We start from the raw sequence: 21520 nt of genomic DNA, 5'->3' as shown, positions 1-21520 counted from the left end.
CGGTTTTTGTTACTATTTATTCCTTATATTTGCTATTTGCTATTAAAAATATTAATAATTTAATTTTTTTCACATGTCTACATTACGTTTTCAAGCTTTGAGAGAAGCTTCAACTAGAAAGCCGGTTCACTTTGAAGAATCCGATAGAAAATCAATTATTTTTGGTTCAAATGTATTTAATGATAAAGCGATGAAGCAGTATTTGACTTCAGACGCTTATAAGGGAGTCCGGGGTGCTGTTCAGCATGGAACTAAAATAGATAGAAAATTAGCTGATTATATTGCGATGGGTATGAAAGAATGGGCCTTGTCAAAAGGAGTTACTCATTATACTCACTGGTTCCAACCTTTAACAGGGACAACTGCTGAAAAACACGATGCTTTTTTCGAAACTTCGTATGACGGTAGCGATCCGGTAGAAAAATTTGGAGGAGCCCAATTAGTGCAACAAGAACCAGATGCATCCAGTTTTCCAAATGGTGGAATCAGAAATACATTTGAAGCAAGAGGATATACGGCTTGGGATCCAACATCTCCAGCTTTCATTTTCGGAACAACTTTATGTATTCCAACTGTTTTTATTTCTTATACAGGTGAAGCTTTAGATTATAAAACACCTTTATTGAGAGCTTTGACTGTTATGGATGAAGCGGCTACTGAAGTGTGTAAATATTTTGATAAAAACGTAAAAAAGGTTACGGCAACTCTAGGATGGGAACAAGAATATTTCTTGGTGGACAGAGCATTAGCGAATTCACGTCCTGACCTTATGATGACCGGAAGAACCTTGTTAGGGCATACCTCTGCAAAAGGACAACAATTAGATGATCATTATTTTGGGGCTATTCCTACTCGTGCTTTAACTTTCATGAGAGACTTAGAGCAAGAATGTATGTTGTTAGGAATTCCAGTAAAAACTCGTCATAATGAGGTGGCTCCAAATCAATTTGAGTTGGCACCAATTTTTGAAGAAACAAACCTTGCAGTTGATCACAATTGCTTGTTAATGGACGTGATGGAAAAAGTGGCTGAGCGTCATGATTTGAAAGTACTGTTTCATGAAAAACCTTTCAAAGGAGTAAATGGTTCTGGAAAACACAATAACTGGTCATTAGCTACAGATACAGGAGTTAACTTGCTGAGCCCAAGTAAAACTCCAATGAGTAATTTACAGTTTTTGACTTTCTTTATTAATACTATAAAAGCGGTAAATGATAACGAATCATTATTGAGAGCTGCAATCGCTTCTGCAAGTAATGATCACAGGCTGGGAGCTAATGAGGCACCGCCGGCAATTATTTCTGTGTTTATCGGAGAACAATTAACGAAAGTTTTGGCTGAATTAGAGGGTGTGACTACCGGAAAATTATCTCCTGAAGAAAAAACAGATTTGAAGTTAAACGTAGTTGGAAAAATTCCAGATGTTCTTTTAGATAATACAGACAGAAACAGAACTTCTCCATTTGCTTTTACAGGAAATAAATTTGAGTTCAGAGCAGTAGGTTCTATGGCAAACTGTTCTAATGCAATGACTACTTTGAATGCTATTGTTGCTAAACAATTGAGAGATTTCAAAGTTGAAGTTGATGCTTTAATTGAATCTAACGACATGAAGAAAGATGATGCGATCTTTAATGTTTTAAGAGAATATATCAAACATTCCAAAAAAATCCTTTTTGAAGGGGACGGATACAGTGAAGAATGGGAAATCGAAGCGGCAAAAAGAGGATTAAGTAATTTTAAAACAACTCCTGAAGCATTAAAAGCAAGAATTTCTAAACAATCTTTAGATTTATTTTCTGAATTGAATATCATGAACCACGTTGAGGTGGAGGCGCGTTACGAAATTGAATTGGAAGAATACACTAAGAAAATTCAAATCGAAGGTAGAGTTTTGGGTGATATTTCTAAAAATCACGTAATTCCTACTGCTATTCGTTACCAAAATACTTTAATTACTAATGTAAAAGGTTTGAAAGATATTTTTGGTGCTGATTTTGAAACCATCGCGAAAGAGCAAATTACCTTGATTAAAGAAATTTCGGGACATATCGAAGGAATCAATTCTAAAGTAGAAGAGATGACAAACGAAAGAAAGAAAGCGAACAATTTGACTGATGGTCAGGAAATGGCTGAAGCATATTGTAATAAAGTAAAACCATATTTCGAAATTATCAGAAATCACTGTGATAAATTAGAGTTGTTAGTTGATAATGAAATTTGGACATTAACTAAATACAGAGAATTGTTGTTTACAAAATAATAACAAGCATTCTTGATGTTAAAAAAAGCCTATCTTAAACAGATAGGCTTTTTTATTGTTTTTGAGGTTTTGAAAATTATTCTGCGGTTGTCGGATCAATGATTGTGGACACTTGACTCACGGAATTTGCCGGAAACCCGCCTTGCTTTGCGTGCTCAAGTACCATTTCCTTGTTAGGGGCAATATAAACACAATAGATTTTATTTTCTGTCACATGGCTGTTGACCCACTGGATTTCGGGTCCCATTTTATTCAATACTCCACAGGATGTTTGTGAAATAGCTTTCAATTGTTCGGCAGACAGTTTTCCTGCACCTGGAATTTCTCTTTCGATTAAGAATTTAGGCATCTTATTTAGGTTTTAAGTTTCCTACTCTTATGGCTTTTCGGTATCGCCCCGTTTTTTATAGTGGTCGCTGGTTTCCACTTTATAGTTTAATTTATGTTTTAAAATATATTAAATAGTTCCTGAGCTTTGTTTTTCGCTGATGAATTTCTCTCAAAAGCAGTATCGGTTTACTTTAGGAAATCGACCAGATAATCATATTTAACTTAAGGAAGTTCTTCTTGCAGGGTATGTAATTAGTTGGTAATTAATTTGTTATTATAAATTTAATAAAATAAATTCATATTTCGCTCGTGGATTTTCAAATTCATAAAACACTTCCAAAAACCTGAAGGCAAAACACAAAAAAATATTTATCTTTGCCGCTAAACCACTTGCCTAAAAAGCAGTAGACACAATTACACTACATGAGTTCAGATACTTCAAAAAGATACGCGCAGCGAGGTGTTTCGGCATCCAAAGAGGATGTACATAACGCTATAAAAAATATAGATAAAGGATTATTTCCTCAAGCATTTTGTAAAATAGTCCCTGATTATCTAACTCAAGATGAAGAGTATTGCTTGATTATGCATGCTGATGGCGCGGGAACAAAATCCTCTTTGGCTTACATGTATTGGAAAGAAACTGGTGATATTTCAGTTTGGAAAGGCATTGCTCAAGATGCTTTAATAATGAATATCGATGATTTATTGTGTGTAGGAGCTACTGATAATATTTTGCTTTCTTCAACTATTGGAAGAAATAAAAATTTAATTCCTGCCGAAGTAATTTCCGCAATCATCAACGGAACCGAAGAATTAATCAAAGAATTGGATTCTTTTGGGGTAACCATACATTCTACTGGTGGAGAAACTGCCGATGTAGGAGATATTGTTCGAACCATTATTGTTGATTCGACGGTTACGGCTCGAATGAAACGCAGTGATGTGATTGATAATGCAAATATACAGGCTGGTGACGTAATTGTAGGTTTGACTTCTTTTGGTCAGGCCACTTACGAAAAGAGCTATAATGGCGGAATGGGAAGTAACGGATTGACTTCAGCACGTCATGATGTTTTCGGGAAGTATTTGGCTGCCAAATATCCGGAGAGTTACGATGCCGCAGTTCCTGAAGACTTGATTTATTCCGGACAGGTAAAATTGACCGATGCTGTAGAGAATTCACCTATCGATGCCGGACAATTAGTACTTTCTCCAACACGTACCTATGCGCCTATCATTAAGAAAATTTTAGACAAATACTCTTCTGCAGAAATTCACGGAATGGTGCATTGTAGTGGAGGAGCACAAACCAAAATTTTACATTTTGTGCAAAACCTGCACATAATAAAAGATAATTTATTTCCGGTGCCACCTTTGTTCAAACTGATTCAGGAGCAATCTAAAACAGATTGGAAAGAAATGTACCAGGTCTTCAATTGTGGACATCGTATGGAAATTTACGTTCCTGAAGCGGTTGCCCAAGACATTATCGCAATCTCAAAATCGTTTAATGTAGACGCACAAATCGTGGGTAGAGTAGAGGCGTCCGATGCTAAAAAATTGACGATTAGCAGCGAATACGGAACTTTCGAATATTAATTAGAGTTGCTAAGAGACTAAGGAACTAAGTTACTGAGATTTTGCATTTCAGTTATATAGAATCGTAGTAACTCAGAACCTCAGAACCTTTGTAACTTTAAAGATTATGTACGAATTAATTTTTTGGAGATATCAGGACGGAATCTATTTAAACCATCATTTGGTTTATGAAGCTATTACGGAGCAGCAAATCGTTGAGGGACTAGAGGATCTTCCCGTGGCGGTTATTTTGAACAGAATCAATAGTGTGTTTTCAAACTGGGAAAAAGTTGATGAAAATAGTTGGAAAAACCCTAACGGAAAAGGTGCTTTTCAAGTCAAAACAACACCTCAAAGCATACAGATTGATTGTTATGGAACCGAAGGCAAAACAATGAATCTCCTCGTAGATACTATGGAAGAATTCAAATGCCCGTTGTATGACCCGCAAGTTCCAGAGCGCTATGACGAAATGAATGAATAATATTTTAAGGAGCAAATCCAGCTCTTCGTTATCCCGACACTTCGGGACTCCTTTAATAATAATACTTTTCTATATCCTAAAAAGAGCTTCCGTTGGTCGCTCTTTTAGAACAAGAAAAATTATTTTTTGCAGTCCGGGCTTTTCACTTTGATCTGGGCTATTAAGGTTAACAAATAAAATCGATTGCAACCCAGTACGATTAATTATAAATTGATATTTCCTTCAATATGAAAGAAACATTGCATTTTCCACAAAACATAATTCTCGAAGACGATACCGTTTTATTGCGTTCTTTGCAGGAATCAGATGTCGAACATCTATTAGAGATTTCCCTCAATGAACCAGAAACCTGGGAATATTCCCTGGTACGTGCCGATGGTAAAGAAAATTTAGAAAACTATATACAAATTGCACTGAAGGCAAGAAAGAATCAAACGGAGTTTCCCTTTATAGTTTTCGATAAAAAATCAGGAAAATACGCAGGCAGTACCCGTTTTTACGATATTAATTTGGGGTTCAAAACCCTGCAATTGGGATATACTTGGTACGGAAAAAATTTCAGAGGTACTGGATTAAACAAACATTGTAAATTTTTACTCTTGCAATTTGCTTTCGAAACTCTTGGTATGGAACGCGTCGAATTTCGTGCGGACAATAATAACCAACGTAGCATTGCTGCAATGAGAAGTATCGGTTGTACTGTCGAAGGGGTATTGCGAAATCATATGCCCACTTTTGATAGCGAACTCCGTCGGGACAGTATTGTTTTGAGTATTCTAAAAACAGAATGGTTCGATAACGTAAAACAGAATCTAAAAGAAAAATTGTAGCTGAAGAAAATATAAATTTTAAATATTATCTCCTCCTCCTCCTTTTTTGAAACCAATTAATTGTCTGTATTTCGATTCGCTTTGTTTTAATTCTTCTTCCAATTGTTTGTATTTACTGATGTCTTTGATCGTGACTACGGCAGCCACTACATTATTTTCCTGGTCCACTAAGGGTCTTCCGCTAATGAGAACCCTTCTTTTTTCATGTGTATTTGGATTCCAAAGAACCAGATCAACATCATCTGTGACTTCTCCGTTTAAAGCGCGTTCCATTGGTAAATTTTGGGAAGGAAAAGTAGATTTTTCGTCGGGGAAATAGAGTTCAAAATGATGGGTCATATTAGGGGATATCTCATCGTCTTCTGCGATTCCAAAAAGTTCATTGGCCATATCATTAGCCATAACTATTTTTTTATCAGCATTAGCTACAATAACACCTTCACCGATATTTTCAACAATTAATCTTAATTTCTCTTCGTTTTCATAGAGTTCATTTATGGCTTTTTGCTGCTCCTGTTCTAATTTTACCTGTTCGGTTATATCACGTGCAACAGAATACAATTCGCCTTGCTTTAAATCAATATTACTATGCCAATTCAGCCATTTGTAGGTGCCGTCTTTACAGAGGACACGGTCTACAAAATCGACAATGGGATCACCTTTTAAAAGTTTTGCCAATACTTCATCGGCAATGACTCGGTCTTCCGGATGTGTTAAATCCATAAATTTTATATGATCCATGTCCTTCTGGTCATAACCAAGTGTTTTGGTAAAAGCAGGATTGATTTTTATGAAATGCTCATTTTTGGCAACTGAGAGAATGTCAAAAGACATATTAAAAAATTTGTCAGCAAAAATTAAAGATTTCTCATTTTCTTTTTGCTGTGTAACATCAACAGCAACTGCGTATAGTAATCCCGTTGAAAGATCTGGCGAGGCAGACCATACTAGCCATTTTACGGATCCGTCTTTACAGATCCAACGGTTTTCAAATTTAATAGTCAAAGCGCCCATTTGGAGTTTGTCAATTTCCCTTTTTGTGATTTCCTTGTCATCCGGATGAACATAAGTGAAAAATGTGTTGGTCAGTAATTCGTCGTCGGTATATCCTAATACTTTACTGAGTGCAGGATTGATTTTTATAAATTTGTCCTTAGAAGCAATAACCATGATGTCTACGGCCATATAAAACAATTTGTTAACAGATTTTAAGGACTCTTCCAGTTTTTTTCGTTCGGTGATATCTGTTGAAATTCCGCCTATGGCATATATTCTTCCTGTCACATCATACAAAGGGAATTTAACGGCAATATAAGTATGCATACCGTCTAATTGTTGAATGGATTCTTCGGTTTTTAATTCTCTTAAGACCTTCACGACTTCTAAGTCGGAACTTCGATAGATGTCTGCAATACTTTTAGGTAAGAAATCATGATCTGTTTTTCCAATTATTTTTTCATTCGAAATTTCGAATAAGGACCCATATTGTTTATTAACCAATAGATATTCGCCATTTAATTTTTTGATGAATATCGGATTACTGGTGTTATCAATAATGGATTGTAAAAGCTGTTTGTTTTCCAGGAGTAAATTTTGTGAAATATTTTTGGCGCGTAGTTGTGCCCGAATAATAAAATATACAATAGTTAATAAAATTATTGAAAGAATAAATAGTGCAAGGGTTATTCCGTCCATGGTCTTATCTAAAGAGTGATCTCTATCTTCATCAATTCTTGAAATAAAAATCCAAACTAAAGCAACAACAACCATTAAATTAATGATGTATCCCAGTAATATTTTTTTTTCGAAAGTAATTTTCATGGTCTGTAAATGTAACTTTAATAGACTAAATAATAGCTGATTGTGTGTACTAAAGTTAGGAAATTATATTTAATTTAAGCAGTGATTTCTAATCTTTTGTATTGGGATTAAGCATGTAATTGGCGCTTGCTATGGGCAGTCCGCCTTTCATTTGAGTTTTTCATTGTTACTAAAAGGAACAAGACGGTGAAACTTATGACCGAAGCGAAAAAGCACCAAACCGAAATGACATAATCAGAGTAAAACAGTACTGTTATGAGATAGGAAATAGAGATGACCGCACCCAAAATCCACATGCGTTTGATACTTGAAATTAGGGCAGGTAAAATAGTAGCCATACTATAAATAAAATCACCGTAACCACCAAATCGAATGGGATAGTCTTGTTTATAGGTGATATGGTAGCCAATTATTTTCGCTTCCACAGGATAGAGAACCAAACAGGAAGCCAGATATAGTGAAACCAGCGCGCCCATTATAAATAGTATTCGTATAAATTTTTTCCGGGTCTTATCCTGTTCTAGTTGTAATATGGAATAGGGTAACCACCATGGCCAGACCACTTGAGCAAAGAAAAGGAAAACATAGGTCGTGGGTTGTTGTAAAGGGGTAAAAACAAGATCAGTCAGGGACAACCACAAGAGGCCTTCTGTAATTTGCTGAATACAAAAAATTAATGGGATGAACGAAAAGTAAATTTGATAAGGTTCTTCCGTTCTTTTAATGGTTCCTACTGTTATTGCAGAAAGAATAATCCCGGCTCCAAAACTTGCACTGGCTGAAAAACACATACGTTCTGTTTTTTTTGGTTAAAAAAATCTGACTGTTGATGAATGGAAAGATGTATTACCATACCCACCAAGGGGCTTCAAGAATTTCGGCATATACAATTAAGTCGAAAACAGCATGTGATATAATGACGGGAATCATGCTTTTAGAGTAGAATCGTAATAAACCAAGCGCAACATAGGCTGCAAAAGACCAGAAGAAAAATGCTGTTAAATCTTGCTGATAGGGCGCTGCTGGAGACAGAAATAAACAAACTTTGTAAAATGCATGCGCAAAGGCCGCGAATAACACTGCAAAATTAGTATTTAGTAACATAAGTCTTCCTTGTATAAAACCTCGAAATACCAATTCTTCCAAAATACCAATGCTTGCGGCAATCAACGCAAAACTTCTGAACGCTTCCGGAAGTACCGTCATTCCAAGATTACCTCTATGATACATGGCAGCTGCCAAACCCATTTGGATACCGATTATAGTATAGATGGCTATTTTTAGTGATGAGACATTTTCGAATAAAAGTTTAAAAGTTCGTAAAGGAGACTTTATTTGACGACTGATAATGAATGCTGTTATTAATAACGGAAATAGTGCTGTAATTTTGTACGGAAAAGGATTAGTGACCAAATAAGCAAAAATGGCAAGCCCCAAACTACATAGCAAGGCATCCAGCACAGCTCTTTGTGCTCTTTTTTGCATCAATTTTAGTTGTAAGGAATTCATAGGGTACGTTTTTTTTTGAGAGACCTTTTTAATACTTTTCTATTGAATATAACACTAAACATTATGGTGAGGGGGATCAATAAAAGCAGCCAACCCGAACCGAGACAGGCACCGCGATTAGGTACAATTAGACAGCCGGGCAAAGCTTTTTCCAATGCGAGAACATTAGTACTGTCTTTTTTGTTTTTTTGAGGAACAGAGAGATATCTTAAGTCTTTTAGTTTATAAAGTGATGCTTTGTCGGTTAATGTGTCTGTTATGATAAGTCCTTTCAGCCTAGGTAATTTTTGTAAGCCAGCCCAATTTTTGATGAGATTACTTCCTTGAAATTCCAGTACTTGTAAATCTGTTAATTGGGTAGTTATAGAATCAAATTGTGTCTGTGTGGTATTTTTAGGAAGCCCTAACCATTTCAGGTTTTCATATTCCAAAAGTCGGTCAATCTTGCTATAAACACCGGAAAATATCAAGACAGATAGTTCAGGGAATTTGTCTTGCAAATTCGCTATTTTCTCCAGATTTCCTTCACAGTCAAAATTATTAATACTAAGTTGCTTTAGATTTACCAGTTGCTGTAAAAAAGTATAGTCCGTCAAACAAGCAAACAAACTCAATTTTTCGACTTGTTTGTTGTTAATCAAAAAGGAGGGATGAATGGCCTTAATGTTGTCCCCATATACAATGCATTGTTTTAAATAGGACATATTCGGTAATGGAGTGGTAATAACTGAATCGGGGACAACGAGATAAAGATGTTTTACCATTTCAAAATGTTTCAATAAAGGGAATTGCTTTTGGGAAAGAAAGACCGAAACAAAACGAGGCTTAAAAAAAGCGGCCTTTTTAAAATACGATTCCAATATGTTAACCGAATCATTTTCTTCAACGATCAAAGCAGTATTTGGTTTTTTATTGGCAATTTTTTTTAAATATGGAATATAGCTTTCAGGGATTTTTGATCGGAAGCAGATAGTTTTAAGATCAGAGAGATCGGAGTCTTTCATTTTGTCAAACCAAGGAAGTAAATCCGTTTTGTCAGATATGATAAGGCTGTTTATTTTTCCATTCACAAAAACTAGGGAATCTCCCGAATCGTCTATTAGCAGCGAATCTTCTTTTACTTTGTCAAAAGGAATAAGAATAGTATTAAAACCCAATAAATCACCTTTTTCGGCAAGTACAGATCCTTTATTTTTTTTAGTGGAATAAAATTGGGTCAGATTGTAGTTTTTTGATAGGTTAATTGCGCTTCCTTTTCCATAGAAATTCACAACGGCAAAACGTTTTTCCTCTTTAAACTGATACCAGATTCCAATCAATATAACAACAAGAAGCACCATAAGCGCAATAGGCAACCAGCTAATGCGCTTGGATTCTCTATTTGCTAGTTTTGCATCCTCGTTTAGAAATCTTTCGTATTTATAGTCTGCCATTTTGTTTCTTTTAATTCATGATACAATTTTTGTAGGTGTAGTTTTGCATTCGGATAGTAGTTCCAATATGCAGATTAAGATTAAACCGCTTTGTAAAAATGTAAATGCTAAAGAAAGGCAGTAATGCAGAAAGTAGAAATACTATCCCTTCATTTTTCGAAACAATTGTAATGTGAAAACAGACAGTTTTTTTATTACTGTCTAATTTGAAAAAAAACTATATTGATTTGGGGATAGACGGATAAAAGAATCCTTAACTAAAGCTAAATTAAAAATAAATTATGATTTTAGCAACTGAAAATCAATATATTATAGTTTTTATTATTAAGAAAGGGTTTGCTAATTTAAATAAAAAGGAAAGCTTGGTTAAAAGTGAATCTGCTGTTGTTTTTTAAACTCATGCGTTGCCTAGTTCAGAATACATGAACTGAACCAATTTTCATTTTCTTTTTTTAAACATAAAACGTAGTATATTTTGTAAAAAACTTTGCGAACTTTGCAGCAAAATAAATGAATATGAAAATCAATTTAAAAAACGGAATCGAGAAGCTCCTTTTTGGAATGAAACAAAATGACGTTAGCGCTATTTACGGTAAACCGGATAGAAATTACAAAGACGAAGACGATAATGTGATTTTTGTTTACAATAAACTTAAAATGCGTTTGACTTTTTATAAAGAAGAAGATCTTAAATTGGGGTATATTGTAGCTTCCAGTCCTGAATTAGAGTTGTTTGGTAATAAAATAATCGGTAAAAAAATCAGTGACGTTAAAAAAGATTTGGCCGCCAAAGGAATAACCAAATTTACCCAAGAAGAGTTTGACACTTTCGAAAATTATTTTAACGAAGACAATTGGATTATCCTACAAACTGAATTTGATGAGGTTGTCAAATTTGAAATTGGTGCCATTATCAACCAAAAAGACGAATTCGACTGGAAATTCGGAAAGAAATAATTCATTTCTGTAGAATATTAATAGTACGCAAATAGAATGCATCCCACAGAAAAACACGAATTTCAATTTTTTTATAATTAACATAAATCCGTGTATTGATTTTTTGGGTAGTAGTATTCATCGAAATAATTTGAAAAAACAAACCCGACAATTCTCTTTGGTGAACTGTCGGGTTTTTTATTGAATACTTTTTAAAATTTATTGTTTTGGAGCGGGTGCTTTTTCAAATATTTCTAATTCGAAAATTAGCATTGTATTTGGAGGAATTACTCCGCCGGCACCTCTTTCACCATAAGCCAAATTAGAAGGGATAAAAAGTACTGCTTTCTCACCTAGATTCATAAGGTTTAATCCTTCTAAAAATCCTGGAATCATTCCGTCTTTTTTGCCCGCCTGAAAAGGGAAAGCCTGGTATCCGTTTTGAGCGGCTCTGTTAGCATCGTATTTTCCGTAGGCTTTATTTACATCTTCATAGCTACTGTCAAACAAGGTTCCGTCTTCAAAATATCCGGCATAATGAAAAAAGAAAGTTGTGCCGTCAGCTGGTTTTACACCAGTCCCTTTTTGAACTATTTTATAAGTCAATCCAGAAGGAGTTGTAGTTCCGCTCGCTTTTGTTGTTGCCAAATAAGCGGCTTTTGCACTAATAACTGGGCCGAATTTTTCTAAATAGACTTTTTTATTTTCAGCATCAACCGCGGCCTGTTTCGCTTTCTTTTCAGCCTCTATTGCAGCCTGCTTTTTTGCATCTTCAGCTTTGTTTGCGAAATAATCTGAGAATACTTTTGGCGCATCAAATTTCTTTGCTAAAGCTCCTTTTCTGGTAATAGTCACTTTAGTAATCACATCTTCTTGAGCAATACTGTTTACAACACTCATTCCTTCAGTAACATGACCAAAAACAGTGTGCTTTCCGTCTAACCATGAAGTCTCTTTATGAGTAATGAAAAACTGACTTCCATTAGTAGTTGGACCAGAATTAGCCATAGAAAGAATACCGCCTTTATCGTGTTTCAAATCTGTAAATTCATCTTTGAAAGCATAGCCTGGACCGCCGGAACCATTTCCTTCAGGATCTCCACCCTGAATCATAAAATCCTTGATAACTCTGTGGAATTTTAGACCATCAAAAAAGGGTTTTCCTTTTAGTTTCTGATTGGTTACAAATGGGTTTGTTCCTTCTGCTAAACTGATAAAGTTGGCTACGGTAATAGGTGTTTTTTGGTATTCTAATTGCATGACGATATCTCCTTTGTTGGTAGACATCGTTACAAAAATCCCTTCATCAGCAGTAGGGGCTTTTGCAGCGGGTTTAGCGGCCGGTTTTACAGTAGTTTTTGCTGCTGTTGTTGTGGTTGGTTTTTTGGCAGGAACTGTTTTTTTAGTAGTCTGTGCCTGAAGACCCAGCACCCCAAAAAACAATAAAAATAGCAGTTTGAATTTCATTTTGTTTTAATTTAAGTCTTGATTTTTATAATCTAATCGTTTGTTTTATTCTTTTATTGTGGCATAGCGTCCATTAATTCCACTTCAAAAATAATATTAGCATTTGGTGGAATCACTCCGCCGGCACCTGCTTCACCATATCCTAATCGGGATGGGATAAACAATACCGCTTTGTCTCCGAAAGATAATTTTTCCAATCCTTCGATAAAACCTGGAATCATACCATCTTTTCTTCCTGCTTGAAAAGGAATAGGACGGTAGCCACCTTGAGCCGCTCTATTTTTATCATAGGTTCCAAAAACTTTGCATACACTTTCAATACTGCTGTCAAACAATTCGCCATTTTCCAGAAAGCCGGCATAATGAATGTAAAGGTTAGCTCCAATGGCTGGTTTTTTACCGTTTCCTTTTTTGGTAATAACATATTGTAAGCCTGTTTTTGATTTTGTCGCTTTTGCTTTTAAAGCAGCGTAATAAGCTACTTTTTCGTCGCGAACCCCTTTGTATTTGGCATCATATATTCTTTTGTTTTCAGCATCAATAGCTAATTGTTTCTTTTGGCTTTCTGATTCTACAGTAAAATAATCACGGAAAGTTTTTACGGCATCAAACTTTTTAGCGGCAGTTCCATTACGGATAATGGTTACTTTAACCATGTAATCATCTTGTTTGATTGAATTAACCACATCCATTCCTTTTTCGACAACATGACCAAAAATAGTATGCTTCCCGTCTAACCAAGGGGTTTCAAGATGAGTAATAAAAAACTGACTGCTGTTGGTTGTTGGTCCGTTATTGGCCATTGCCAAAACACCGCCTTTGTCAAAACGCAGGTCAGAAAACTCATCTTTGAATTTGTAACCTGTATCACCGGAACCTGTTCCCAAAGGATCTCCTCCTTGAATCATGAAATCTTCAATTACGCGGTGAAATTTCAAACCATCGTAGAAAGGTCTGTTTTTTAGGTTTTCATTAGTGATAAATTCATTTTTTCCTTCGGCCAAAGTCACAAAATTTGCAACAGTAATAGGGGCTCTTTTATAATCCAATTCTACGATTATGTTACCTTTATTGGTTTCAATATCAGCATATAAACCGTCAGGAAGACTACTGTGTTCATCTTTACAAGAATAAAGAGAGGCAATTGTCAGGAATAGGAATAAGATTCTTTTTTTCATACGAAGTAAATATTTGTTTTTTAAAGGTATATGGTATTGCCATTCTTCATTATTGTTTTTGAATTATGGCTATTTCATTTCTAAAATTATTTTTTATTGCGTTATGGTGTCTTTGGGTTTGATTTCGGCCGTAACTTTTTCCGCTGCGGGTGTTGCCGTTGGAGTTGCCATTTTTAATTCGGTTTCTTTTTTATAAGCTGCTTCCGATTTAAAATCACGAAGTGTTACAGTGCATAGAAGAGGCTGGTTAGTTCCAATTTTTTTGTTATCACCGTGGTAACCGTAGCCCATATGTGACGTGAAAAGGAAAACTACTTTCTCTTTTTTATGCATTAATTTTATACCATCTCGCAATCCCATCATGATGTTTTGTTTATCAACATAATAGGTTTGGGGTTGTAATTCCTGTTGGGAGTAAATAATATTGCCTTTTAAATCTTTGAGTTCATAATCGAAAAAAGCAACATCTCCTTTTTTTGGAGTCAGAGTGTCTAATAGATTTTTGGCTTGATAGGCATACCAATATCCCTTAGTTGAAGCGATAAATTTTACCTTAGGATTTTTTTTAATTACAGCTTTGATTTGTCCTTCTTCACTGGCCACTAATTTTTTGTTTCGTTCTGCCGATTTTTTCATGAAGGAACCCGAAGCCTGCGAAATAGGTCGTCTGGCTTCCTGGCTTTGCTTGCAGCTTGTTGTAAATGCGGCCAAAACGAAAAAGATTATAATTATCTTGCTGTATTTCATAATATTTAGATACTTAGGTTTTTTACTAAATCTTCAAATTTTTGAACCGTTTCGTCCATGGATGCCTCGGATTTTCCGCCGGCTGCATTATGATGCCCGCCACCATTAAAATGGTCTCTGGCAAACTGATTGACGTCAAAATCACCTTGGGAACGGAACGAAATTTTGATGATTTTTTCTTCTTTATTTTCGATAAAAATAGCAGTAAAAATAATTCCTTTAATGCTCAAACCATAGTTTACAATACCTTCTGTGTCACCTTTTACGTGATCGAAAGAGTCAAGTTCATCTTGCGTAAGCGTAGTATAAGCGGTTTTATGCTCGGTTAGCACCTTCATGTTTTGAAGCGCTCTTCCCAACAATTGTAAACGGCCAAACGAACTGTTATCAAAAAGTAAAGTTGGGATCACAGTATTTTTTACTCCCAAATCAATTAATTCGGCAATAATTCGGTGTGTGTCCCCTGTTGTTTTTGGAAAACGAAAAGAACCTGAATCAGTCAGGATTCCGGTGTAAATACAAGTTCCGATTGTTTCGTCTATATCTTGTTTTTTGTCCAGATAAACAATGAAATTGTAAAGCATTTCACAAGTAGAACCAAATGCAGTATCTGAGTAGGTGTAAGTAGCGTAATCATGTGGGTATTGATGATGGTCAATCATGATAAACGGTGCCTTGAGTTTGGATAAAACTTCTTCCATACTACCTACACGGTGCAATGCGTTAAAGTCCAATGTGAAAATGATATCGGCTTCTTCCAGTATTTTAGTGCAGTTTTCTTTGTCTTTTTCGAAAATTTTAACCGTACCGGCACCTGGCATCCAATCTAAAAAATGAGGAAATTCATTTGGAGAAATAACGGTTGGCTGATGATGGTTTTTTAATAAAAAATGATATAAACCCAAGGTAGAACCCATCGCGTCCCCGTCAGGACCTCTGTGTGGAATTATGGCAATTTTTTTTGGAGTTGCTAGTAACAACTGTATCGCTTGAATGTCTTGTATTTTCATAGTGTGCGAAATTACATTTTTTTAATGTAAAGTTGAAATCATTTAAATAATTAACACGTTTTTACGATCTTAGAAAAGGTCAAGTTTTTTTCTGTTTATTTTTTGATACAAATGGAATTTAGGCCCCTTAACTATTTGGGAGTGGTAGATTCCCACATGCCCCGAAGCGAAATAGGCAACTAAACAAGCTAGCCCAATGAAAAGACCACTTTCAACACCAAAAAGTTCCATCCCCATTACTGAACATGCGATCGGTGTGTGGGTTGCACCTGAAAAGACTGCCACAAATCCCATGCCTGCCAAAAGGGCAATAGGTAAAGGAACAAAAATGGATAGTGCACTTCCTAGAGTGGCACCAACAAAGAAAAGGGGTGTTACTTCGCCACCTTTAAATCCAGCACCCAAAGTAAAACCAGTAAAGAGTATTTTTAAAAGAAAATCATATGATGCATTTGGAGTTGAAAACGAATCCACAATCACGGGCACTCCTAAGCCAATGTATTTCGTGGTTCCGATAAAATAGATTGTTATGGCAAGAAGAATTCCTCCAATAAATGGGCGCATAGGTGGGAATACGATAGTTGTGGCAAATAATTTTCCCCAAAAATGAGTGCTTCTTGAAAATAGCATGGCTGCTAAGCCAAATAAAACGCTAATCGCAATTACCCAAATCAAAGTGATGAAATTCATTTCGGGAACTGTGGGGATACTGTAGTGGGTATGTTTTACGTTCCAAAATTCAACGGTAAAGTAAGCGATGTAAGCTGTTAAGAAAGATAAAACGCTGCTTTTGAAACTGATTTTGCTAAAATATACAACCTCCAAAGCAAATAAGGCTCCAGCCAAAGGCGTGCCGAAAACTGAAGCAAAACCAGCGCTGATGCCCAAAATGATTACTGTTTTTCTGTCGGAATTGCTGAGTTTGAAGAGACCGGTAAATTGGTCGGAAATCGCACCACCCATCTGTACTGCAGTACCTTCGCGGCCCGCCGAACCTCCAAAAAGATGGGTAACTAAAGTGCCAATAAGTACTAAAGGAGCCATTTTTAAAGGAATGGTTTTTTTAGGATTCTCGTATTCTTCCAGCAATAAATTATTCCCTTTAACAACATCTTTACCCAAATAATGATATAGTAAACCGATTATAAGTCCGCCTAACGGCAAAAGCCAAATAAGCCAATTGTTGAGTTCTCTAATTTGTGTAACCCATTCTAAGGAAACCAAAAAGAAAGCAGAAGCCGAACCGGAAAAAATTCCGGTCAAAGCACAAATGAGAATCCATTTGAGTGACAGTACTATTGTTGTTTTTGCTTTTTCTAGATTCATTAATTGTCCGATACAGAATTGGTAGTTGTTATCATAGAAATAATTATTGATTTCAAAAATAGTTTAAAAGGATGAAATTTATAGCGCTTTTAAGATAGCTTCTAAAAAAAAATGCCGCCAATACACTAATTTGTGTATTGGTGGCTATTAAGGTACTGCAAAAGCAGTTTGTTATTTTTCGGAAGCTACAGCGGTAAATTCAATTTCCACTAAATATTCCGGGGCTACCAGTTTACTGATTTCGTAAAAACCAGTTGTAGGTTTGATGTCTTTAAAGAAGGCGGCGTGAGCGGTAGCAACTGCCTCAAAAGTTGTAATGTCAGTAGTGAATATTCTGGTACGGATGACATCTTTCATGCTGACATTGAGATCTTCCAATACTTTTTCAACGCGTTCTAAAATATTTAAGGTTTGCGCATGGGCATCGTCAGCTTTTACTTTTTCACCATCTACAATTGCTACTGTTCCGGATACTTCAATGATATTTCCAATGCGAACCGCACGACAATAACCCATTTTGTCTTCCCATGGTGAGCCTGTCAAGATGTTTTCTCTTTTCATTTTAATTTTTGTTTGTTGTGTTGATTTTTAATGTTTTAAAATACAATTTAAGTTTTGGTATATTTTTTGCAATTTATGAAAAAATCGAGAAATAAAAAATCCTGATTTTTAATTAAAAGTTGAATTATGCTTACCAGTTTTTAGAATGAATGATGTTCTAAAATGTAATAAATTCTATAATTGGATGTTATTAATGAAAGTCTAATTATTTCAATTTCATGGTTTTAATTTTTTAATTTTAAAATACACACACACTGATTAACTAATAGCTAAGTCTTATGAAAAGAATATTGTTTTTTATTATTGTAGTAGGTATTTCTTTAAGTGGATATGCCCAGAATGAATTCGATGCTAAATTTAAACCAATTCAAGCCAAGAAATCAAAAAATAAGGAAGTCGTTCCACCAAAAGAAGTTTCGCCAAAAATTACACCTCCTGATGTGGTAGAAAAACCGGATTATTTGCAGGTCAATCCTGAGGATCTTTTTAAAGATGCGAATCTTTATAAAAAAGAGGAGAATTCTGAAGGTGTCTTTTATAAGAGAAATCAATACTTGGGTAGTTTTAAAACGAAATCAATAACCTCCAAAATACGTTATCGAGATGCTGCATATGTGGATGGTGACAGGATAAAAGTATATTTAAACGGTAAAATAATTGAGCCTGAGGTTGTTTTGGATGGAGAATTTAAAGGATTTGAGATAAAGTTAGAAAAAGGCCTTAATAGAATTGATTTTGAAGCTTTAAACGAAGGCTCCGCCTCACCGAATACAGCAGAGTTTGAGGTTTATGACGACAAAGGAGTTGCTGTCTCAATAAGCCAATGGAATCTTGGAACCGGTTTTAAAGCTACTCTTATGTTGATTAAAGAATAAAAATGGATTTTTTTTAGAATTTAATTTTTCGATTCGTTAAATAATATGGAACAAAATTAAATTATGTTATTTTTGCGGGACAGTACTGTTTTTTATTTTAAAAACTGAAAATTGATCAATCACTATCAATACGATATGAAACAGATTTTATTATTTATTTGCATAATTGGTTTTACATTAAGTGGATATGCTCAAAGTGAATTTAGTTCTAAATTTAAGGCTATTCCACCTGCTAAATTTCCAATAACGCCAAAAAAAACGACCACTCCGCCTACTGTTGCACCTCCAAATTCTGATATACCTTCGATTAAAGCTCCGGATGTTTTTAAAAGTCCAGACCTTCTTATTACAAAACCGAATCCCAACACCTCTTATCAATTAGGGACGACCAATAATTTTTCGATGATGCCGAAAAATGATTTTGTGAATCCTGGAGCGGCTGTTACAGATAGACTGAATAAAAAACAGGACAATATGCAAGGTATTGTGTATCGAAGAAATCAAGATTTAGGTGATTTTAAAACCAAGTCATTATCCGCAAAAGTTTTATACAGGGATGCAGAATATGTCGATGGTGATGCCATTCGTGTACACTTAAATGATAGGGTGATTCAAACAGGAGTTATACTGGAAAGTAATTTTAAAGGTTTCGAAATAGTTTTGGATAAAGGTTTTAACAAGATTGATTTTGAGGCCTTAAATCAGGGAACTTCCGGTCCTAATACTGCAGAATTTCAAGTTTATGATGATAAAGGAACACTTATTTCGGCAAGCCAATGGAATCTTGGAACCGGTTTTAAGGCAACTATTATATTAATCAAAGAGTAATTTTAAAATAATTACTCTTTGATTTTTTTTAAATCTAAAAAGGATCTGCCGTAACGCGGAACTTCATATCTGCTTTTACGGTTATATCTTGTGTCAACGTTTCCTTTGTAGTTACCTTAGTTCTTATTTTATAACTGGATGCTTTGATGTATTTGTCTAATTTTTGTGTTGTACAAATTAGAGAAATAGTATTTGAAGTTGAACTGATATTGTCGTGATACCCCAATTCTATCTCATCGTCAGCAGTAGTCGAAATATACATGTGTACTGATTTAAGAAAGCTGAACGTTTTGTCGGATGGATCAGTTATTGATAGATTCAATTCTTTTAATTGCACATCTTTTACCAAATCGGTTCTGGTGTTGTTGTTTTCAAATTCTGTACTGGAATTTGTTGTGACATCAGGTGTAGGTATTTCTGAAGGAGAGTTAATAGGTAAGCCGGTGTTTACTTTAAAAGTGGCTTCGTTTGAAATGGTAAAGGTTAGTAACTTATCAATCTCATTGCAGGAAATAGTAAGTAGGGCTAAAATAGCAATAATGGTAATTTTTTTTGTTTTCATTTTTAATTATTGGGGTTTAAATTAAGTTCTTGCAAAAATAGCATAATAGAGTTTTTATTTGTTTTCTTTTTTTGATGCATATTTATTAGGATAAAGTACGAGAAAAGTAGGATTTTAGTTTCTTAATAAATAAAATTAATTTTTTTCAAAATTCAGTTTTTCAAATTCGAATATAAAAAGTATTTTTGCGCATGCAACACAACGTACTTATTTTAGATTTCGGATCGCAATATACTCAGCTTATTGCGCGTAGAGTTCGCGAATTAAATATATTCTGCGAAATTTTCCCATACAATCACGTTCCGAGTGATTTATCAAGTTATAAAGCGGTAATTCTGGGTGGTAGCCCATTTTCTGTTCGTTCAGAAGATGCACCACATCCTGATTTGTCAGAAATCAGAGGAAAATTGCCAATGTTAGCCGTTTGTTACGGTGCTCAATACTTATCCCATTTTAGTGGTGGTGAAGTAGCTGCTTCAAACACTAGAGAATATGGTAGAGCCAATTTGTCTTATATTAAAGAAAACGAAACTTTTTTTGAAGGTGTTTCTGAAAATAGCCAAGTTTGGATGAGTCATAGTGATAGTATTAAAAAATTACCAACCAATGGTGTGAAATTAGCAAGTACACATGATGTGGAATATGCGGCTTACAAGATTGAAGGTGAGACAACATATGCTATTCAATACCATCCTGAAGTTTTTCACTCTACTGACGGATCAAAAATGCTGGAGAACTTTTTAGTAAAAATTGCTGAAGTTCCTCAAAACTTTACACCAAATGCTTTCGTTACTGAGATGGTAGCGGAATTAAAAGAAAAATTACAAGATGACAAAGTGGTCCTTGGACTTTCTGGAGGTGTAGATTCTACTGTAGCGGCGGTTTTATTGAATCAGGCTATTGGAAAAAATCTATACTGTATTTTTGTAAACAACGGTTTGCTTCGTAAAAACGAATTTCAAAATGTATTGAACCAATACAAAGGAATGGGATTGAATGTTAAAGGAGTTGATGCCGGAGATCGTTTTCTTTCAGAACTTGCTGGTGTAAGTGATCCTGAAGCCAAACGTAAAATTATTGGACGTGTTTTTATCGAGGTTTTCGACGACGAGTCACACCTTATTGAAGACGTAAAATGGTTAGCCCAAGGAACAATCTACCCTGATGTTATTGAATCAGTTTCGGTAAAAGGACCATCAGCAACCATCAAATCACATCATAATGTGGGTGGATTGCCTGATTATATGAAATTAAAAATTGTTGAACCACTTCGTATGCTTTTCAAAGATGAGGTACGTAGGGTTGGTGCTTCATTAGGAATAGATCCTGAATTGTTAGGAAGACATCCTTTTCCGGGACCAGGATTATCAATCAGAATTTTAGGAGATATTACCCCAGAAAAAGTTAGAATCTTGCAAGAGGTTGATTCTGTTTTTATTGAAGGATTAAAGTCTTGGGGATTGTATGACAAAGTTTGGCAAGCAGGAGCGATTTTGCTTCCTGTAAATAGTGTTGGTGTTATGGGGGATGAGCGTACTTATGAAAAAGTAATCGCGCTTCGTGCCGTAGAATCTACCGATGGTATGACGGCTGACTGGGTACATTTACCTTATGATTTCTTGATGAAAATATCAAATGATATAATAAATAAAGTAAAAGGAGTGAATAGGGTAGTTTATGATATAAGTTCAAAACCGCCTGCCACAATAGAATGGGAATAATACCGTTTTTAACGTTAAGTCATTACATTTGTAATGACTTAATTGTTTAAAAACATTT

Annotated in this window: 20 protein-coding genes; 8 read left to right on the top strand and 12 right to left on the bottom strand. The window is 35.1% G+C overall.

What is annotated here, in order from left to right:
• Window positions 1-73: 73 nt before the first annotated feature.
• Window positions 74-2263: a glutamine synthetase III family protein gene (locus ABEB23_RS15615; RefSeq protein ID WP_348813558.1), complete on the top strand. Its 2190-nt coding sequence runs from the start codon at window positions 74-76 to the stop codon at window positions 2261-2263.
• Window positions 2264-2339: 76 nt separating this feature from the next.
• On the opposite strand, the gene ABEB23_RS15610 is transcribed toward ABEB23_RS15615, so the two are convergent.
• Window positions 2340-2612, bottom strand: coding sequence for a DUF4242 domain-containing protein (locus ABEB23_RS15610; RefSeq protein ID WP_348813557.1), 273 nt, complete (start codon window positions 2610-2612; stop codon window positions 2340-2342).
• A gap of 404 nt (window positions 2613-3016) precedes the next feature.
• On the opposite strand from ABEB23_RS15610, the gene ABEB23_RS15605 reads away from it, so the two are divergent.
• The 3 genes from ABEB23_RS15605 to ABEB23_RS15595 all read left to right on the top strand — a co-directional run bounded on the left by ABEB23_RS15605 (window position 3017) and on the right by ABEB23_RS15595 (window position 5488).
• Entirely contained in the window at window positions 3017-4195 is a 1179-nt protein-coding gene (locus ABEB23_RS15605; RefSeq protein WP_348813556.1) for an AIR synthase related protein, read from the top strand.
• A 106-nt stretch (window positions 4196-4301) separates the two neighbouring features.
• Window positions 4302-4658, top strand: coding sequence for a hypothetical protein (locus ABEB23_RS15600; protein WP_348813555.1), 357 nt, complete (start codon window positions 4302-4304; stop codon window positions 4656-4658).
• 227 nt (window positions 4659-4885) lie between these two features.
• A complete protein-coding gene (locus ABEB23_RS15595) occupies window positions 4886-5488 on the top strand; it encodes a GNAT family N-acetyltransferase (protein WP_348813554.1) in 603 nt (200 codons plus the stop codon).
• A gap of 18 nt (window positions 5489-5506) precedes the next feature.
• On the opposite strand, the gene ABEB23_RS15590 is transcribed toward ABEB23_RS15595, so the two are convergent.
• The 4 genes from ABEB23_RS15590 to ABEB23_RS15575 form a co-directional block, all read right to left on the bottom strand.
• Window positions 5507-7309, bottom strand: a complete 1803-nt coding sequence (locus ABEB23_RS15590; RefSeq protein WP_348813553.1) for a PAS domain S-box protein — start codon at window positions 7307-7309, stop codon at window positions 5507-5509.
• Window positions 7310-7416: 107 nt separating this feature from the next.
• Window positions 7417-8100 (bottom strand): DUF6629 family protein, encoded by a 684-nt coding sequence (locus tag ABEB23_RS15585; RefSeq protein ID WP_348813552.1) that lies wholly within the window; start codon window positions 8098-8100, stop codon window positions 7417-7419.
• 55 nt (window positions 8101-8155) lie between these two features.
• The gene (locus ABEB23_RS15580) at window positions 8156-8818 is read right to left on the bottom strand and encodes a CPBP family intramembrane glutamic endopeptidase (protein ID WP_348813551.1); all 663 of its coding nucleotides are present in this window, start codon (window positions 8816-8818) and stop codon (window positions 8156-8158) included.
• On the bottom strand, window positions 8815-10251 hold the full coding sequence (locus tag ABEB23_RS15575; RefSeq protein ID WP_348813550.1) for a hypothetical protein: 1437 nt from the start codon (window positions 10249-10251) through the stop codon (window positions 8815-8817). Before ABEB23_RS15575 ends, ABEB23_RS15580 begins: the two co-directional genes overlap by 4 nt.
• 516 nt (window positions 10252-10767) lie before the next feature.
• Between ABEB23_RS15575 and ABEB23_RS15570 the strand changes: the two genes are divergently transcribed.
• A complete protein-coding gene (locus ABEB23_RS15570) occupies window positions 10768-11208 on the top strand; it encodes a hypothetical protein (RefSeq protein WP_348813549.1) in 441 nt (146 codons plus the stop codon).
• Window positions 11209-11406: 198 nt separating this feature from the next.
• Here the strand turns inward: ABEB23_RS15570 and ABEB23_RS15565 are convergent, their stop codons facing one another.
• The 6 genes from ABEB23_RS15565 to ABEB23_RS15540 form a co-directional block, all read right to left on the bottom strand.
• On the bottom strand, window positions 11407-12654 hold the full coding sequence (locus ABEB23_RS15565; RefSeq protein ID WP_348813548.1) for a peptidylprolyl isomerase: 1248 nt from the start codon (window positions 12652-12654) through the stop codon (window positions 11407-11409).
• A 53-nt stretch (window positions 12655-12707) separates the two neighbouring features.
• On the bottom strand, window positions 12708-13832 hold the full coding sequence (locus ABEB23_RS15560; RefSeq protein ID WP_348813547.1) for a peptidylprolyl isomerase: 1125 nt from the start codon (window positions 13830-13832) through the stop codon (window positions 12708-12710).
• Between the two features lie 93 nt (window positions 13833-13925).
• Window positions 13926-14579, bottom strand: coding sequence for a gliding motility-associated peptidyl-prolyl isomerase GldI (gene gldI / locus ABEB23_RS15555; protein ID WP_348813546.1), 654 nt, complete (start codon window positions 14577-14579; stop codon window positions 13926-13928).
• A gap of 5 nt (window positions 14580-14584) precedes the next feature.
• On the bottom strand, window positions 14585-15589 hold the full coding sequence (locus ABEB23_RS15550; RefSeq protein ID WP_348813544.1) for a DHH family phosphoesterase: 1005 nt from the start codon (window positions 15587-15589) through the stop codon (window positions 14585-14587).
• A 69-nt stretch (window positions 15590-15658) separates the two neighbouring features.
• Window positions 15659-16915, bottom strand: a complete 1257-nt coding sequence (locus tag ABEB23_RS15545) for a voltage-gated chloride channel family protein (RefSeq protein ID WP_348813543.1) — start codon at window positions 16913-16915, stop codon at window positions 15659-15661.
• Window positions 16916-17086: 171 nt separating this feature from the next.
• Window positions 17087-17476, bottom strand: a complete 390-nt coding sequence (locus ABEB23_RS15540) for a RidA family protein (RefSeq protein ID WP_348813542.1) — start codon at window positions 17474-17476, stop codon at window positions 17087-17089.
• Window positions 17477-17754: 278 nt separating this feature from the next.
• Between ABEB23_RS15540 and ABEB23_RS15535 the strand changes: the two genes are divergently transcribed.
• Both ABEB23_RS15535 and ABEB23_RS15530 read left to right on the top strand, forming a co-directional pair.
• Window positions 17755-18351: a hypothetical protein gene (locus ABEB23_RS15535; protein WP_348813541.1), complete on the top strand. Its 597-nt coding sequence runs from the start codon at window positions 17755-17757 to the stop codon at window positions 18349-18351.
• Between the two features lie 135 nt (window positions 18352-18486).
• Window positions 18487-19179 (top strand): hypothetical protein, encoded by a 693-nt coding sequence (locus ABEB23_RS15530; RefSeq protein ID WP_348813540.1) that lies wholly within the window; start codon window positions 18487-18489, stop codon window positions 19177-19179.
• 34 nt (window positions 19180-19213) lie between these two features.
• On the opposite strand, the gene ABEB23_RS15525 is transcribed toward ABEB23_RS15530, so the two are convergent.
• The gene (locus tag ABEB23_RS15525) at window positions 19214-19741 is read right to left on the bottom strand and encodes a hypothetical protein (RefSeq protein ID WP_348813539.1); all 528 of its coding nucleotides are present in this window, start codon (window positions 19739-19741) and stop codon (window positions 19214-19216) included.
• 191 nt (window positions 19742-19932) lie between these two features.
• Here ABEB23_RS15525 and guaA point away from each other — a divergent pair, with 191 nt between their 5' ends.
• Window positions 19933-21462, top strand: coding sequence for a glutamine-hydrolyzing GMP synthase (gene guaA / locus ABEB23_RS15520; RefSeq protein ID WP_348813538.1), 1530 nt, complete (start codon window positions 19933-19935; stop codon window positions 21460-21462).
• Window positions 21463-21520 lie beyond the last annotated feature (58 nt).

The sequence above is a fragment of the Flavobacterium maritimum genome (assembly GCF_040049085.1).
Taxonomy (GTDB): Bacteria; Bacteroidota; Bacteroidia; order Flavobacteriales; family Flavobacteriaceae; genus Flavobacterium; species Flavobacterium maritimum.
This window is presented reverse-complemented; position numbering and strand designations above follow the sequence as displayed.